A 15523-nucleotide genomic window follows, 5' to 3' on the forward strand; every position below is an offset into this window, starting at 1 on the left:
CGCCACATTACTGCGATCGGGTCACGGGGGCCCAACCCGGTCTGTCACAACTCCGTGATAAGGAGGGAAAGTGACTGATTACCTCTCCCCCGACCTCCTCTACCGCGCTGCCGACACGCGCTACGACACGATGGAATACCGCCGCACCGGCCGCAGCGGGCTCAAGCTGCCCGCCCTCTCGCTGGGCCTGTGGCACAACTTCGGCGACGACCGTTCGCTGGACTCCCAGCGGGCGATCCTGCGCCGCGCCTTCGATCTCGGGGTCACCCACTTCGACCTGGCCAACAACTACGGGCCGCCGCCCGGCTCGGCCGAGCTGAACTTCGGCAAGCTGTTCGCGCAGGATTTCTCCCCGTACCGGGACGAGCTGGTCATCTCCACCAAGGCCGGCTATCTGATGCGCCCCGGCCCGTACGGCGAGTGGGGCTCGCGGAAGTATCTGCTGTCCTCGCTCGACGCCTCGCTGAAGCGGATGGGCCTGGAGTACGTCGACATCTTCTACTCGCACCGCTTCGACCCGCACACCCCGCTGGAGGAGACGATGGGCGCGCTGGCGTCCGCCGTCCAGCAGGGCAAGGCACTGTACGTCGGTGTCTCCTCGTACAACGCGGAGCAGACGGCTCAGGCGGCCCGGCTGCTGAAGGAGATGGGCGTCCCGGCCCTCATCCACCAGCCGTCCTACTCCATGATCAACCGCTGGATCGAGGACGACGGCCTGCTCGACACCCTGGAGGCGGCCGGAATGGGCTGCATCTCCTTCGTGCCGCTCGCCCAGGGCCTGCTCACGAACAAGTACCTGAAGGGCATCCCGGAGGGCTCGCGCGCCACCCAGGGCAAGTCGCTGGACCCGGGCCTGCTCTCGGACGAGGTCCTGCGCCGGCTGCGCGGCCTGAACGACATCGCGCAGGGCCGCGGCCAGTCGCTCGCCCAGCTGGCCATCGCGTGGGTGCTCAGAGACAGCCGTATGACGTCGGCGCTGATCGGCGCGTCGAGCGTGAAGCAGCTGGAGGAGAACGTGGCGGCGCTGGCCGGACCGGCGCTGACGGCCGCGGAGCTGAAGGAGATCGACGCCTTCGCCGTGGACACCGAGGGCACCAACATCTGGGCCGGACGCGGCTGACGGCCGGACGCGGCTCACGGCTGGTCGCGCGGGGTTTGCGGGGTTTGTAGCAGCCCGGGCAGAAAAAACGGGCCGGTCCGTGGGGGGATACGGACCGGCCCGAGGGGGGGTTTCCACCATAACCCTTCGTAAGTCCTGCCGCGTGCCGCGCCACTCCACAACTACGCTCCGGATACGCCGGACTCCGTAACGAGCCAGGAGGAGGCCCGTCGGACAGGGCTTCGACGGGGCTTCCGGGCCGGGATTCGTCCCCGGTATCGAGGGGGTGCGGAACGGCGCGGGCTTGACGCCGAGTGGAGCGGGGCGGCGGCGCTTGAGGACAGGAGTTGGCCTGAAGGGGTTCTAGGTTCGTGGCATGACGACCCGAGCCCGTGGATACGTGACCGTGACCTGGCCCGAGGCGAACGCCCGGAGGCTGGCCCGCCAGCACCTGTCGGGCCCGGTGCCCGGCCTCTCCCCCGCCGAGGCGGTCGGCGCGATGCTCGGTACGCACGCCCAGGTGCTGTCGGCGGCCGAACTCTCGGTGGGGCTGCGCGGCGCGGGCCTGACGCGGACGGATGTGCGTACCGCCCTGTGGACCGAGGACGCGGACCGGCGGACCCTGGTCAAGACGTTCGGGCCGCGCGGCACGGTCCACCTCCTGCCGGCGGCGGACCTGCCGCTGTGGACCGGCGCGCTCTCCGCCGTACCGACGGGCCCGAATCCGTTCCCCAAGGACGCCCGGATGACCCCCGACCAGGTGGAGGAGGTCGTGGCGGCGATCGGGGCGGCGCTGACCGGGGCGGAGCTCACCGTCGACGAGCTCTCCGAGGAGGTCGTCGCCCGGACCGGGCCGTGGGCCGGGGACCGGGTGATGCCCGGCTTCCAGGAGATGTGGCCGCGCTGGCGGCAGGTCCTGCACCTGGCGGGACACCGGGGCGTGCTGGCCTACGCCCCGAACCGGGGCCGCCGGGCGACCTACACGAACCCCGGGTACACCCCGCTGCCGGGGCCGGATGCGCAGGCGGAGCTGGTGAAGCGGTACCTGTACGCGTACGGTCCGGCCACCCCGGCCCACTTCGCCCGCTGGCTCGCCGCGCCGAAGCGGTGGGCGGAGGGGCTGTTCGCCTCGCTGGCCGGTGCGGGTGCCGGTTCCGGTTCCGGGGCTATCGAGGAGGTGGTGTTCGAGGACGCCGGGCCCGCCTGGGTGGTGGCGGGCGACACGGACTTCCCGGCCGGTCCGGTACGAGGTGTGCGCCTGCTCCCCTACTTCGACGCGTTCGCCATCGCCTCGCAGCCCCGCGAGCGGCTCTTCCCCGGCCGGGCCTTCGAGCGGGCGCTCGGGGGCGGGCAGGCGGGGAACTACCCGGTGCTGCTGGTGGACGGCACGGTCGCGGGCGTCTGGCACCAGCGCCGTTCGGGGAAGCGGATCACGGTCACGGTGGAGCCGCTGGAGCCGTCGGAGCCGTTGCCGGCGGAACGGCTGCGGGAGTTGGAGGACGAGGTGGAGCGGGTGGGCGCGATCATGGAGGGGCGGGCGGAGCTGACGGTGGGGGCGGTGTCGGTGGGGCCGCACGCGTAGGGACGTGGGGGCGGGGGCGTACGCGTCGGGGGCCGGGGCTGTCGGCGGGGCGCCCTCAGTGCGGGTGGAAGCGGACCGCCAGGGTGTCCCCCGCCGCGACCACGAAGTCGCCTTCCCGGCAGCGGATCACCGCCTCGTGGACCTCGCCGCACCCGTCCGTACGCTCCAGCGTGCCGACGACCGTCCAGCCACCCTCGTACGGGACCGGCGGCAGCTGCGTCAGCGGGGCGTGCTGCCACTGGTTCGCCGGTACGCACCAGTCGGGCAGCAGCGGCCAGGCGCCCGGGGTGACGCATAACGTCCAGTCGGAGGTGCAGGTCAGCAGGACGGACTCGCCCCGGTCGAACACGAACTCCACGGCCTCCGGCTCGCCCGCGCGCCCCTCGGGCCGGTAGAAGACCCCCTGCACAGCGGTGATCCGGGAACCGGTGAGCCAGTCGGAGTTGCCGCTCCGGGGGCTTCGAGGGCGCCCGACCGCGCTGCCGTACTCTTCCCTCTCCACCGTCATGGCCGCTCCCCGTCTCCCTCGCTGGGCCTGCTCCCACCGTGTAGGACGGCGGCTCGCACGATCGCGTTGCCTGGCGGGCAAGGCTGAACTGGCGTCCGGAGTAAGCAGGTTGACACTCGTTGATACGTCACAGGGGCTTACGGGCCTCAATCAGGAAGCGGGTGGTGTGGGCGAGGAACGGCCCTTCCTCCTCGATCTTCCGGTGGAGCGCGGCCAGTTGGGGCCGGTACTGCTCGACGGTGAATCCCGGCACCATCCAGATCACCTTGCGGAGGAAGTAGACCACCGCGCCGATGTCGAAGAACTCGGTGCGCAGCCGCTCCGGACGCAGATCGACGACCTCAAGACCGGCCGCCTTTGCGGCGGCGCGCGCGTCCTCGGGGTCGCGGGCGCGGCGCACCTCGGGCGGCTGCGGGCCGAGGAAGAACTCGACGAGCTCGAAGACGCTCGCCGGGCCGACCTGCTGCGAGAAGTACGTACCGCCGGGGGCGAGCACCCGGGCGATCTCCTCCCACCAGGTGGTCACCGGATGCCGGCTGACCACCAGGTCGAAGGCGCCGTCCCCGAAGGGCAGCGGCGGCTCGTCCGCGTCCGCGACGACGACGGCGCCGAGGGGGTGCAGGAGGGCGGTGGCGCGGGCGATGTTCGGCGGCCAGGACTCGGTGGCCACGGTGACCGGCGGGAGCTTCGGCGCGGCGGCGAGCACCTCGCCGCCACCGGTCTGGATGTCGAGCGCGGCACGGGCCTCACCGAGCCGGCCGGCCATGGCGCGGGCGTACCCCCAGGAGGGGCGCTGCTCGGTGGCCCGGCCCTCAAGCCAGGAGAAGTCCCACCCGTCCACGGAGACGGAGTCGGCCTCGGCGACGAGGGCCTCGAACCGGTCGCGGGAGGCGGCGGAGGAGAAGGCCGATTCGGAGCGCGGGGGCGGAGGGGGAGGAGGGGACTGTTCGGACATACGGGGATCGTGTCAGGCCGGGGGCGGGTGGCGCGAATGGATTCCGGCGCGTACGGGTTGTTCACCTGCCGGGCCCGGGCCCGGGGGCTCAAGCCGCCAGGGCCCCCAGCAGCACCCCGGTCAGCGCCCCCGCGATCATGAACGGGCCGAAGGGGATGCCGGTCCTCCGCCCCGCCCGGCGCAGGAGGACGAGCCCGAGTCCGTACGCCGCGCCGAACAGGAACCCGGCGAACCCGCCCAGGAACAGCACCTCCCAGCCGTACCAGCCGAGGGCGACGCCCAGGGCGAGGGCCAGCTTCACGTCGCCGAAGCCCATGCCGTTCGGGTTGATGAGGAAGAGCAGGAGGTAGAAACCGCCGAGCACCAGCCCGCCGAGGAGCCCGGAGGTCCAGGATCCGGCGTGTTTGGGGAGCAGGGCGGCCCCGCCGAGGAGCAGGACGGCCGCGGCTGCCAGGGGGAGGGTGAGCGGGTCGGGCAGCCGGTGGACGCGGCGGTCGACGGTGGCGAGGAGGACGGCGGGCGGGGCGAGGAGCAGCCACGCGGCCAGCTCGGGCCGGGCCCCGGTGGCGGCGGCGAGCGCGAGGCAGGCGAGGACGGTGATGAGGGGGGCGAGGGCGCCGGGGGCGTACGGGAGGGGGGCGGGGGGCTTGTCTCCGTGGGCCCCCTCCCCGTACGGAACGGGGTCCTCGGCCTCGTCTCCGTACCGTACGGAGGTCTGTACGCGGGATGCGCACGGCGTGCAGCGGGCCGGGCCCCACCAGCCGCCGAGCGGGCCCGGGAACGCGTGCCCGGCGGGGCAGGCGGTGCGCCAGGGCTCCTCGGGTTCGACGGCGAACCGGTACGCGGCGCGCGGGATCAGCAGTCCGGTGGCACCACCCCAGACAGCGGCGACGGCGAGCAGCACGAGGTCCACGCCACGACCCTAATCGGCCGCGCGGACAGGGGGCTTGGGTCCTGGGGCCCACTCCTCACCGTTCGGGACCCAGGGGTGGGCTCGGGGAGTTACGGTCGGTGCCCATGAGGACGAGGACTTGGCGTGATGGCGACGGGACGCTGACGGTCGGCGGGGACGCGGGGGCCCGGGAGGTGCCGCTGCGGATAGCGGCCTCGTACCGGTCCCGTACGCGCGGGCTGCTGGGGCGGGACGGGATCGACGGGGCGTTGCTGCTCACGCCGGCCGGGAGCGTGCACACCTTCCGGATGCGGTTCGCCATCGATGTGGCGTACCTGGACCGGAAGTTCACCGTGCTGGCGGTCCGCACGATGGAGCCGGGCCGCCTCGGTCTGCCCCGGCTGCGGTCCCGCCATGTGGTGGAGGCGGAGGCGGGGGCGATGGAGCGGTGGGGGGTGCGGCCGGGCGTCCGCTTGGAGCTGCGGGCGCTGGGTACGTCCTGGGGGAAGCCCGCGCCCGGCACCCCGTAGGGCTGCGGAGCGACTGCGGAGCGGCTACGGAGGTCTGCTGAGGCTTACGGAGGTCTGCTGAGAGCTTATGGAGGGCCCGCGCCGAGCAGGGTCCAGGCTCCGTAGGCCGCTGACGCGCAGGCCAGTGCGGCGATGACGGCGGCCGCGCGTCCCGTGCCCCGCAGCCGTACCAGCGCGGCGGCGGGCGGGAGGAGCAGCGGGAACGCGGGCATCATCAGGCGGGGCCGGGAGCCGAAGTACCCGGCGCCGATCAGCGAGATGACGACGATCGCGATGCCGTAGACGAGGAGGGGCAACGGCTGCCGCTGCCGTACGCAGAGCACCACCAGCCAGCCGAGCAGCCCGAGCGCCGCGCAGAGCCCGAGGGCGGCGGGCAGCGGCAGCCCGGCGATGAAGGCGGCGAGCGCGCGGCCGCCGTCGATGCTGTTGCCCCACTGCGCCTGGACGTCGAAGTACGCGAACGGGCTGCCCTCGCGAACGGCGACGAACACCACATACGCCAGCCAGCCCAGCGGGGCGAGCGCCACCCCGGCGATCATGCGGGCGTTGGGGCGGAGCACCGGCCCGAGGCCGTTCCCCGCCCGGATCTCGCGTACGAGGGTGACCGCGGCCGTGATGGCCAGGGCCGCGATGAGGGCAGCGGCGGAGGGCCGGGTGAGCCCCGCGAGGACGCAGAGGGCACCCGCCACCAGCCAGCGGGCCTTGAGGACGGCGTACAGCGCCCAGGCGGCCAGGGCGGTGAAGAGCGTCTCCGTGTACGCCATCGACTGGACGAACGCCGTCGGGTACACGCCCCACAGTGCGGCCAGCACCACCCCCGTACGCCGCCCGTACAGCTCCGCCCCGACGGCGAAGATGCCCCACGCGGCGAGCAGCCCGGCCGTCCAGGCGACCAGGAGGCCGGCGCCGCCGAGGGTGAGCGGGGTCACCTCGGAGATCCCGCGCTCCAGGGCCGGGAGGAGGGGGAAGAAGGCCAGGTCGGGGTGGAGGGTGCCGTCGGGGAGGGTGGCGGTGTAGCCGTAGCCGTTCTCGGCGATGCGCTGGTACCAGACGGAGTCCCAGCGCCCGGTGAGCCGCGCGAGGGGGTCCTTGCCGGAGGCCTGGGCGGCTGCCCAGAGAGCCAGGAGCCCCAGGGCCCGGACGGCGGCGTAGACCGCGAGCGCGGGAGCGGCGGCCCGGAGTGCGGCGGCCGTGCGGGGGCCGGGGCCGCGGGGGGCCGGGGCCGCAGCCGGGGCGGGGGCGCCGGGCATCCGGGTACGGAGCTGGTGATCGGACATATTGCCGATTATCTCCTCCGGGCCGGGCGGTCCCGACCTCAGCACCAGGGCGGTCCCGTGCCGGGTCGTGGGCCCGTCAGCCGATCGCCGGGCGGAGGGCCGGGCGGGTGCCGAGGCCGTGGCCGACGAGCGGGGCGACCGTGCGGATCAGCTTCAGCTGGGTGGACCGTAAGACACGGACGGTCGTCTCGTCGGACCAGCCGGTCGTGGTGGACCACTCGTAGCCCGAGCCGACCACATCGCTCGCGAAGGCCAGCTCGGTGGCGAGGAGCGCCCGCGCCCAGTCCATCGGCTCCAGCGCCTCCCGGGCGATCAGGGCGGCCCGGATCCGCAGCGAGCGGTGGTGGAGATCCTCCGTACCGTCGAAGCCCATGGCCACGGCGAACTCCTCCGTGGAGCGCGCCGGGCCGCACCACTCGATCAGGCCCAGTTGCAGGAGCCGGGACTCCTCGTCGGTCAGGGTCAGTTGCTCCGCCGTCTGCACGTCTGCCGTCACCTTCCTCGATCGGTTTCCTTGACCGGTTCCCTTGACCGGTTCCCTTGACCGGTTTCCTTGATCGGTTACGACGGCAGACGCTAACTCCTGCCACCGGTAGGCGTCTTGGGTCCGAGGACCCATGCCCGGGGCACATGCGGCCGCCGCTCTCACAGGCTGGGGACCGCGCTCCCGAACACCTTCCAGGGCGAGATCGCGACGGAGTCCATGACGGTCAACTGCGGGTGCTTGTGGGCGATTTCCTCCCGTACGGCGACGGCATCCGGCCAGGACTCGAGGGGCGCCGATCCCTCGATGACGACCCCGTCCCAGTCGGTGCCGGCCGTCGCGCCGCTCCGGTCGACGACGAAGCCGATGCAGAGGACAGAGGCCCGGCCGACGGTCCGCCGGATGGCGCTCACCGCCCGCTCGCGCTCCAGCGGCGGCAGCTCCCCCACGGAGAACTCGACGGCGACGACACCGCCGCGCGCACGCCGTATGCGTACGAGGAGGTCGGGCCCCTCGTCCACCCACAGCCGGAATCCGACCTCCTGGAGCCTTTGCAGACCGGAAAGAGAGAGAAGCTGCTCGCGCGTCACCGGCGAACGGGCGCCGGACGAGGGGTGGTCCAGGCTGACGAGCACGGTCCGCCCGGTCACCGGATGCCCTGAGCGAAGCCCTTCCGCCTCCAAGTCACCCAGGAGCGTTGCGGCGTCCAGCCGGGTCCAGCCCAGGTGGTACGAGTGGAAGAACCCGGCACTCATCGACACCCCCGCCCCCCTCCGGCCTCGTCAGCCCTCGCCAGCTGTCATCCGCCTTCATCACGACATGAATCTAGTAATTCGCGTGCGCAAATACAAGAGGAGGGCGTCACCGGCATCCCCGAGCGTACCGAGCGGCCGGCGGGTGCGGCGTGGGCCCACGGACCCACGGGCGGCCCAAAGAGCGAGGCGGGAGGCGGCACCCGGCCGGCTTGGGCCCGACTTTGGGGCCGGGGACCCGCGCCCGGGGCGATTCCCAGACGTACGCTCACGGCCGACAGGCAGCCCACGCGGTCTTCCAGGCCGCCGAGTTGCGGGTTCGGAGAGAGGGTGCACCGTGAACGGTGGCGGTGGCGGTGACGGGGGCGGGGGCAGGGGCGGGGGCATGGGAGACAGGGGCGCGGGCCACATACCGCCAGGACGCCGGGGTGCAGGGGGCTCCGGCGCCCTGGCAGGCACCGAACCGGGCGGCCTTTTCTTCGCGTTGACCCGCAGCTGGGCGACGGGCGCGCTGGTGTATCTCGGCGCCGGATTCCTGACGAGCCGGGTGCTACTCGAACTGCTGGGCAGTCAGGCGCGGTTGGAGTCGTTCGGCTGGCGGCTGTCCCTGCTGCACATCCCCGCGCTCACCGTCACCCTGCTCACCGTCCTGGCCGCCGCCCGCATGCTCCCCGACGAGCACCGCGACTCCCGCGCCCTCTACCTGCTCGCCGCGCTGGCCGTACCCCTGGCCGGTCTGGCGTACGGCTTCGCTGTCTCGTGGGAGGCGGTGGGGATCGAGGGCGTCCTGATGCCCGTGGTGGCGCTGGCCACGGGTGCGGCGTCGGGCCTGGCCGTCGACCGGCTCCTGGAGGAGCGCGCCACCCGGCCCGCTCCCCCGCCGACGTACTCGTACAACTGGCGTGACAGCGGCGCCACGGCGACGGAGTACCTGGGGGTCGTGGTCCTCGTCGTGACGCTGATCGGCGCGATGGCGATGGCGGGTGTCGGCGGGCAGATCGGGGAACGTATCCGCTGTGCGATCAGCGCGCTGGCTGCGGGCGGGGGCGGCGGGTCGTGCGCGACGGGCGGCGGGGACCCGGAGGCGCGGCCGAAGACGGACGCCGACTACGAGCCGAAGATGTGCCAGATCTCGTCCGTCTCGGACAAGGCGGGCGGCAAGGTGAAGATCGGCTGGTTCGAGTGGGGCGAGGAGTACGGGTTCCAGCAGAAGGTCTCCCAGGCCAACACCGACGTCAACGGGGACGGCAAGGTCGACGGGAACGACAAGGTCGTCTCCATGACGTTCACCGACGCGGCCTCCGCCGGGGTGACGGCCAGCACGCCGGGCGCGAAGCTCGGGAAGCTCGGCAAGGCGGACATCGACATCGGCGGCGGCATCAAGATCACCAACGGTGACACCTGGATCTTCGCGAGCGAGGAAGAGGCGCAGAAGATGCGGGACGACATCGAGGAGATGAAGATGTGGGAGACCGCCACCAAGCACGGCGGCGGGTACGGGGGCAACTGGTACTCCGGCATGAAGTGGGCGGAGAAGAAGGAAGACATCGAGCGGAAGATCGGCGACAAGAAGATTTCGTACTCGACGGTCGCCCTCAACGCCTATGCGGACGGCGGACTTTCGGTGAAGGGCGGCGACGAGGACGAACTCGGCGCCAAGCTCGGCGGCAAGGCCACGTTCTCGCCCGAGGTGACGATCACCAAGGACGACGTGAGCGGCAACGAGTCGTACACGTACACCGCCAAGCTCGAACTGGAAGGCAAGCTCAGCGGAAACACGGGCCCGGTCAAGGGCACGCTGAGCGGCAAGCAGAACCGCACCGGCGCCATCACCGTCACCCGCGACCAGAAGACCGGGAAGATCGTCCGCATCGACATGACGCAGACGGTGGAGACCGGCTCGCCCTCGGGCAAGGTCGAAGTGGGCGGCGACAACGGCGAGACGGGGGCCGACAAGCGCGGGGGCAAGGGCAGCGTGTCGGACCCCTCGGGCGAGAGCGGCATCGACGTGGTGACGAACTCGATCGTGTTCGGCAAGGAGACCGACGCGGCCACGGAGGCGAAGCGGGCGGTGGCCGAGCAGTGGCTGGACGGCTCCGGCGACAACACCGCCCCGTTCGCGTACCTCTTCGGCGACCACGGCATGGAGACGCGCCCGGCGGGCAACGACCCTTTCGCACAGCTCATGTTCGAGGACGGCCTGTCCAGCACGATGCGTTACCTCGGGGAGACGGACGCGCAGGAGTTCGGCTTCGAGATCTCGCTCGGGATGAGCCTCGGGTTCTCGCTCTCCGACGAGCAGAAGAAGGAGACGCTGACGGACGCGCGGTTCCTGGGGGCGCCGCGGGGTGACGGCCGCACGTATCTTCCGTACAGCTACTGCGCGAACTGATGCTGAAATTACCGCCATTCGCACGGTGGACCTGAGAGGCGATGACGAGATGACGAGAAGGCTCCACGCGGGCAGGCAGGCCGCGACGGCCGCCCTGGGCCTGTCCCTCCTCCTGGCACTGGCCGGCTGCGGCGACGATGCCGCCGACGCCGACGGCAAGGCCTCGGTCCCGGAGGGCTGGTCCACGCTGGACACGGACAGCCTGAGCGTCGGCTACCCGAAGGACCAGGGATACGCGGAGCAGCCGGCGGCCGAGCGGAGCAGGAGCAACGCGGCGGTGGCGCTGAAGGTGGAGAACGGCATCCGCACGGGCATGGTCTCCGTCCAGCTGAACTTCGCCACAGGCGTGAGCGACGCGGCCGAGGCGGCAGCGGCCGCAGGCGCCGGAATCGGCCTGGGCGCCACCCGCAAGGCAACGGAGGACGTCCGCCTGGCCGGCCCTTCGCCCGCCCGGGACGCCCGCCGCATCGACTACGACTTCACGGCCGACGGCAAGGAGGACACCCCGACCAGGGGCACCCCGATGACGGGGGTCCTGGTGGCGGGGGTGGACTCGGGGGGCGTGCCGTTCGTGGTGCGGCTGAACGCGGTGAGGGAGGCGCTGGACGGGGAGGACCTGGACGCGTTCGTGGGGTCTATCACGGTGAAGTAGGGGGTGGTTGGGGGGACGTTCAGACTGTGGGGGACTGGGCCGAGGGCGGCGAAGGTCGAGAACTGGCAAAGCCCTTCTAGCCTCGCAGGTCAGGGGTAGTGGTCCCCGCGTAGGCGGGGGTGTTCCGATGTCCGCCATGTTCTCGGCGACCTCGACATAGTGGTCCCCGCGTAGGCGGGGGTGCGCCGGAGCAGGTCTCAGGCATCCGAGCGGCGGAGGAGTGCAGCTGGCGGGCGAGCGGGGCGGGGCGGGCCAGGAGCCGTGGGCTCGGGCAGCTTCGTGCCTCGGTGGGGCGATCGTCGGCGCGTAGCGGGCGGGCCAGGAGCCGTGGGCCCGGCAGCCAGCAGTCGGTGCGCGGAACGGCCGTACCGGATAAAGCCGCATCAGTCCGGCCTGTAGCGCACCGAATGCAGCACGGACCGGCCCAGGATCGGCCATTACCCACAGAATGCAACAGGGTGCACACTCAGGGGATACACCCGTCAGTAAACTTATGGCTCTGCCACAGATCTCCACCGCGGGCGCGCAGCGTTCACATTCCGTCCCGCTTTTCGCTTCCGTTCCGGTTGAAGTCCGAGCGTGGCGGAGGAGGCGTCGGCGCCAACGGTGCCGGTCATCGCGCGGATTGGTCTCTCACCTGGTAGATCGTGTGAAGAGACGCCACCTTCCCTATGACTGCCTCTTCACCTCAGGCCAATTCGCTATCGCCGTAAGCCCTCTTCCGCTTCGGCGCAATTGGCCGCATGGGCGAAGGGCGTGCTTTGATCCATCGCACTGCGGCAGTCGGCCCGGCTATTTCGCTTCAGGGAGCCGCGCAAGGGATTTCATGAATCCTGCTCAGCTTTCCGTTGAATGCTCCGAGCCGACCACCGCATCCCCCGAACCCCGATATATCCATGTGAAGGGAAGCTCCTCATGAACTCCACCCCCCAGGTCCCGACCCAGGTCATCTCCGACGCCGACCTGGACAACGTGTCCGGTGGCATCCTCAACGGTTCCCTGAACAACAACGCCCTCGGCCTCGCCGCCGACGCCCCGGTCTCGCTGTCCGGTGCGCTCCAGGCCGCCACCGGCACCGTTGACGCCGCCACCGGCCTCAACCTGCAGGGCGTCTCGGGTCTCGTCTCGGGTCTCTGATCCGGCCGTGTGCCGGTGAACGGCACACTTCACGGCAGTGATGCCGGGCCGCCGGTTCTCCCCATACCGGTGCGCCGCCCCGTGTGCCCCGGATCCCACCGGATCCGGGGCACACGGGGTACTCCGTTCTCCCGTACGCAGGTGAACGACGGCAAACGATGGCAGTCGAGGAAGAGTGTCGTGCGCTTTCGTCAACAGGCCCTTTCCAAACTGCAGTCCCCGGAAGACATCGATCTGCCCGTGCGGTACGCCCGCCCGCGCGGCGGGCTCGTCCTCGTCGTCACGCTCGCGGTCATGGCCGGCGCGGCCTTCTGGGCGGTGACCGGCACCGTGTCCTCCACGCTCAGCGCGTCGGGCGTCCTCACCCACGCGCAGGGCAGTTACGTCCTCCAGAGCCCCGTTGCCGGGCAGGTCACCGACGTCCTCGCCGAGGAGGGCGAGCGGGTGGCCGCCGACACCCCCCTGGTGAAGGTCCGTACGTCGCAGGGCAGCACGGTCGTCCGCACCCTGGCCGCCGGCCGGCTCACCACGCTCGCCGCCACCATCGGCTCCGTCATCACCCCCGGCGCCGATGTGGCGGCCGTGGAACGCGTCGCCAAGGCCGACGACCCACTCATGGCCATGCTGTACGTCCCCGCCGGGAGCGGCGCGACCGTACCCGTCGGCGCCTCCGTCGACCTCACCGTGCAGTCCGTTCCCACCCAGCAGTACGGCGTGCTCCGCGGCAAGGTCGAGTCCGTCACCCGGACCGCCCAGACGCGCCAACGGATCTCCGGCTTCCTGGGCAGCAGCCAACTGGGCGAGCAGTTCTCCCGGCAGGGGCCACCGGTCGCCGTGCTCGTGCGGCTCGCCACCGATCCGGACGGCGGCGAGTCCGGCTTCGCGTGGTCGTCCTCGCAGGGCCCGCCTTTCCGGCTGGACTCCATGACGCTGGCCGGCGGCTCCATCGAACTCGCCGAGCAGCATCCGATCGAATGGCTGCTTCCATGACCGCTCCCAGCCCCTCCACCCACAAGCCCCACAGGGCCCGGGCGGCCCGCAAAGCCCGTAATCCCCGCAACCTCCGCAACCCCCGCAACCCCCGAAAAGCCGCACCTGCCAAGCGGCCCAGGAGCGTCCGTACCCCGACCGTCCTCCAGATGGAGGCCGTCGAGTGCGGTGCCGCCGCCCTCGCGATGGTGCTCGCGCACCACGGGCGGCACGTGCCGCTGGAGGAGCTGCGGATCGCCTGCGGGGTGTCGCGCGACGGCTCGCGCGCCAGCAACGTACTGAAGGCGGCGCGCGGTTACGGTCTCCAAGCCACCGGCATGCAGATGGAGTCCGCCGCCCTCGCCGGGGTGCGGGCGCCCGCCATCCTGTTCTGGGAGTTCAACCACTACGTCGTGTACGACGGCCCCGGCCGTCGCCTCGGCCGGCGCGGCGTGTACGTCAACGACCCCGACAAGGGCCGCCGCTTCGTGCCCGACGAGGACTTCGACACCAGCTTCACCGGCGTCGTCCTCGTCCTGGAGCCGACCGGCGACTTCCGCCGGGGCGGCCGGAAACCCGGGATCCTGCGGGCCATACCCGACCGGCTGCGCTCCACCCGGCCCACCCTGCTCGCCGCGCTGCTCGCCAGCCTGCTGCTGGTGGCCGTCGGCGCGGCGGTGCCCGCGCTGAGCCGTACGTACATCGATATGTTTCTCATTGGGGGTCAGACCTCGCTGCTGGGGCCACTGTTCGCCTCGATGGCGGCCATGGTCGCCCTGACCGCCGTCCTCACCGGTCTGCAACAGGCCAATCTGCTGCGCGGCCGGATCATCTCCTCCACCCTCGGCAGCGCCCGCTTCCTGCGCCATCTGCTGCGGCTGCCGGTCACCTTCTTCGCCCAGCGCAGCCCCGCCGACCTCGTGCAGCGGCTCCAGTCCAACGACACGGTCGCCGAGACACTGGCCCGGGACCTCGCGGCGGCCGGCGTGGACGGCGTCGTCGTGATCCTGTACGCGCTGCTGATGTGGACGTACGACCCCCAACTCACCGTCGTCGGCGTGCTCATCGCCCTCCTCAACATCGTCGCCATGCGCGTCGTGATCCGGCTCCGCGCCGCGCACACCCAGAAGCTGCGCGCCGACACCGCCCGGCTGACCAACACCTCGTACACCGGGCTCCAGCTCATCGAGACGATGAAGGCCACCGGCGGCGAGGACGGCTACTTCCGGCGCTGGGCGGGACAGCACGCCACCACCCTGGAGGAGCAGCAGCGGCTCGGCGTGCCCACCGCGGTGCTGTCCGTCGTCGCGCCGACGCTCGCCACGCTCAACAGCGCGCTGATCCTCTGGATCGGAGGCCTGCGCGCGGTGGAGGGGTACATCTCGATCGGGCTGCTGGTCGCCTTCCAAGCCCTGGTGGCGCGGTTCAGCGCGCCGATCACCCGGCTGAACGGGGTGGCGGGCCGCATCCAGGACTTCGCGGCGGACGTGGCGCGCCTGCGGGACGTCGAGAGCTTTCCCGTCGACCCGCTGTACTCGCGTGACGAGCCGGAGCCCGGCACCCGCCGGCTGACCGGGCACGTCACCCTGGAGGACATCACCTTCGGCTACAGCCCGCTCGACAAACCGCTGCTCACCGGCTTCTCGCTGACCGTCGGGCCGGGCCGGCAGATCGCCCTCGTCGGCGGGTCCGGCAGCGGCAAGTCGACCGTCTCCCGGCTGATCTCGGGCCTCTACACCCCGTGGGAGGGGACCATCCGCATCGACGGGCAACGGCTGGAGGACATCCCCCGGGGTGCGCTGGCGGCCTCGGTCTCCTTCGTCGACCAGGACATCTTCCTCTTCGAGGGCACGGTCCGGGACAACGTGGCGCTGTGGGACCCCTCGATCACCGACGAGGCCGTGATCACGGCGCTGCGGGACGCGGAACTGTACGAGGACGTGATCGCCCGGCGCCCGGAGGGCATCCACGGGCGGGTCGAGCAGGACGGCCGCAACTTCTCCGGCGGCCAGCGCCAGCGGCTGGAGATCGCCCGCGCGCTGGTGCGGCGGCCGAGTGTCCTCGTACTCGACGAGGTGACCAGCGCCCTGGACGCCCGGACCGAGCAGGCCGTCATCGCCAATCTGCGGCGCCGCGGGTGCGCGTGTGTGGTGATCGCGCACCGGCTGAGCACGGTGCGGGACAGCGACGAGATCGTGGTCCTCGACCACGGGACGGTCGTGGAGCGGGGCCGGCACGAGGCGCTGGTCGCGGCCGGCGGACCGTACGCCGAACTGGTCAGGGAGCACTGAGCG

The 15523-nt window shown here is 71.8% G+C and carries 14 protein-coding genes; 8 read left to right on the plus strand and 6 right to left on the minus strand.

Annotation, left to right across the window (positions count from 1 at the left end):
* The first annotated feature begins 70 nt into the window (after positions 1 to 70).
* Positions 71 to 1120: an L-glyceraldehyde 3-phosphate reductase gene (mgrA, locus tag R2B67_RS11690; protein WP_317817710.1), complete on the plus strand. Its 1050-nt coding sequence runs from the start codon at positions 71 to 73 to the stop codon at positions 1118 to 1120.
* Positions 1121 to 1475: 355 nt separating this feature from the next.
* Positions 1476 to 2681, plus strand: a complete 1206-nt coding sequence (locus tag R2B67_RS11695; protein WP_317817711.1) for a winged helix DNA-binding domain-containing protein — start codon at positions 1476 to 1478, stop codon at positions 2679 to 2681.
* Between the two features lie 55 nt (positions 2682 to 2736).
* Here the strand turns inward: R2B67_RS11695 and R2B67_RS11700 are convergent, their stop codons facing one another.
* The 3 genes from R2B67_RS11700 to R2B67_RS11710 form a co-directional block, all read right to left on the minus strand.
* A complete protein-coding gene (locus R2B67_RS11700; RefSeq protein WP_317817712.1) occupies positions 2737 to 3189 on the minus strand; it encodes a hypothetical protein in 453 nt (150 codons plus the stop codon).
* Positions 3190 to 3316: 127 nt separating this feature from the next.
* Positions 3317 to 4144: a class I SAM-dependent methyltransferase gene (locus R2B67_RS11705; RefSeq protein WP_317817713.1), complete on the minus strand. Its 828-nt coding sequence runs from the start codon at positions 4142 to 4144 to the stop codon at positions 3317 to 3319.
* An 88-nt stretch (positions 4145 to 4232) separates the two neighbouring features.
* Positions 4233 to 5057, minus strand: coding sequence for a prepilin peptidase (locus tag R2B67_RS11710; protein ID WP_317817714.1), 825 nt, complete (start codon positions 5055 to 5057; stop codon positions 4233 to 4235).
* Positions 5058 to 5161: 104 nt separating this feature from the next.
* Between R2B67_RS11710 and R2B67_RS11715 the strand changes: the two genes are divergently transcribed.
* Positions 5162 to 5566, plus strand: a complete 405-nt coding sequence (locus R2B67_RS11715) for a DUF192 domain-containing protein (protein ID WP_237327688.1) — start codon at positions 5162 to 5164, stop codon at positions 5564 to 5566.
* A gap of 65 nt (positions 5567 to 5631) precedes the next feature.
* Here the strand turns inward: R2B67_RS11715 and R2B67_RS11720 are convergent, their stop codons facing one another.
* From R2B67_RS11720 to R2B67_RS11730, 3 genes are all read right to left on the minus strand, one after another.
* The gene (locus R2B67_RS11720) at positions 5632 to 6843 is read right to left on the minus strand and encodes a putative hexosyltransferase (RefSeq protein ID WP_317817715.1); all 1212 of its coding nucleotides are present in this window, start codon (positions 6841 to 6843) and stop codon (positions 5632 to 5634) included.
* 76 nt (positions 6844 to 6919) lie between these two features.
* Positions 6920 to 7339: a hypothetical protein gene (locus tag R2B67_RS11725; protein WP_109979353.1), complete on the minus strand. Its 420-nt coding sequence runs from the start codon at positions 7337 to 7339 to the stop codon at positions 6920 to 6922.
* Positions 7340 to 7488: 149 nt separating this feature from the next.
* The gene (locus R2B67_RS11730; protein WP_317817716.1) at positions 7489 to 8082 is read right to left on the minus strand and encodes a hypothetical protein; all 594 of its coding nucleotides are present in this window, start codon (positions 8080 to 8082) and stop codon (positions 7489 to 7491) included.
* 382 nt (positions 8083 to 8464) lie between these two features.
* On the opposite strand from R2B67_RS11730, the gene R2B67_RS11735 reads away from it, so the two are divergent.
* The 5 genes from R2B67_RS11735 to R2B67_RS11755 all read left to right on the plus strand — a co-directional run bounded on the left by R2B67_RS11735 (position 8465) and on the right by R2B67_RS11755 (position 15520).
* A complete protein-coding gene (locus R2B67_RS11735) occupies positions 8465 to 10471 on the plus strand; it encodes a hypothetical protein (RefSeq protein WP_317817717.1) in 2007 nt (668 codons plus the stop codon).
* 49 nt (positions 10472 to 10520) lie between these two features.
* The gene (locus R2B67_RS11740) at positions 10521 to 11123 is read left to right on the plus strand and encodes a hypothetical protein (RefSeq protein WP_317817719.1); all 603 of its coding nucleotides are present in this window, start codon (positions 10521 to 10523) and stop codon (positions 11121 to 11123) included.
* A gap of 915 nt (positions 11124 to 12038) precedes the next feature.
* Positions 12039 to 12260, plus strand: coding sequence for a hypothetical protein (locus tag R2B67_RS11745; protein ID WP_018510296.1), 222 nt, complete (start codon positions 12039 to 12041; stop codon positions 12258 to 12260).
* A 180-nt stretch (positions 12261 to 12440) separates the two neighbouring features.
* Positions 12441 to 13250, plus strand: coding sequence for an HlyD family efflux transporter periplasmic adaptor subunit (locus R2B67_RS11750; protein ID WP_317817721.1), 810 nt, complete (start codon positions 12441 to 12443; stop codon positions 13248 to 13250).
* Entirely contained in the window at positions 13247 to 15520 is a 2274-nt protein-coding gene (locus R2B67_RS11755; RefSeq protein WP_317817722.1) for an NHLP family bacteriocin export ABC transporter peptidase/permease/ATPase subunit, read from the plus strand. The genes R2B67_RS11750 and R2B67_RS11755 overlap by 4 nt, the downstream gene beginning before the upstream one ends.
* Positions 15521 to 15523 lie beyond the last annotated feature (3 nt).

This window comes from Streptomyces cyaneofuscatus (assembly GCF_033109485.1).
Classification (GTDB): domain Bacteria; phylum Actinomycetota; class Actinomycetes; order Streptomycetales; family Streptomycetaceae; genus Streptomyces; species Streptomyces cyaneofuscatus.

Bases quoted from the DNA above. Each gene is read 5' to 3' on its own strand.
- R2B67_RS11695 (WP_317817711.1), top strand. From the start codon at position 1,476: ATGACGACCCGAGCCCGTGGATACGTGACCGTGACCTGGCCCGAGGCG.
- R2B67_RS11700 (WP_317817712.1), bottom strand. From the start codon at position 3,189: ATGACGGTGGAGAGGGAAGAGTACGGCAGCGCGGTCGGGCGCCCTCGA.
- R2B67_RS11705 (WP_317817713.1), bottom strand. From the start codon at position 4,144: ATGTCCGAACAGTCCCCTCCTCCCCCTCCGCCCCCGCGCTCCGAATCG.
- R2B67_RS11715 (WP_237327688.1), top strand. From the start codon at position 5,162: ATGAGGACGAGGACTTGGCGTGATGGCGACGGGACGCTGACGGTCGGC.
- R2B67_RS11720 (WP_317817715.1), bottom strand. From the start codon at position 6,843: ATGTCCGATCACCAGCTCCGTACCCGGATGCCCGGCGCCCCCGCCCCG.
- R2B67_RS11730 (WP_317817716.1), bottom strand. From the start codon at position 8,082: ATGAGTGCCGGGTTCTTCCACTCGTACCACCTGGGCTGGACCCGGCTG.
- R2B67_RS11735 (WP_317817717.1), top strand. From the start codon at position 8,465: ATGGGAGACAGGGGCGCGGGCCACATACCGCCAGGACGCCGGGGTGCA.
- R2B67_RS11740 (WP_317817719.1), top strand. From the start codon at position 10,521: ATGACGAGAAGGCTCCACGCGGGCAGGCAGGCCGCGACGGCCGCCCTG.
- R2B67_RS11745 (WP_018510296.1), top strand. From the start codon at position 12,039: ATGAACTCCACCCCCCAGGTCCCGACCCAGGTCATCTCCGACGCCGAC.
- R2B67_RS11755 (WP_317817722.1), top strand. From the start codon at position 13,247: ATGACCGCTCCCAGCCCCTCCACCCACAAGCCCCACAGGGCCCGGGCG.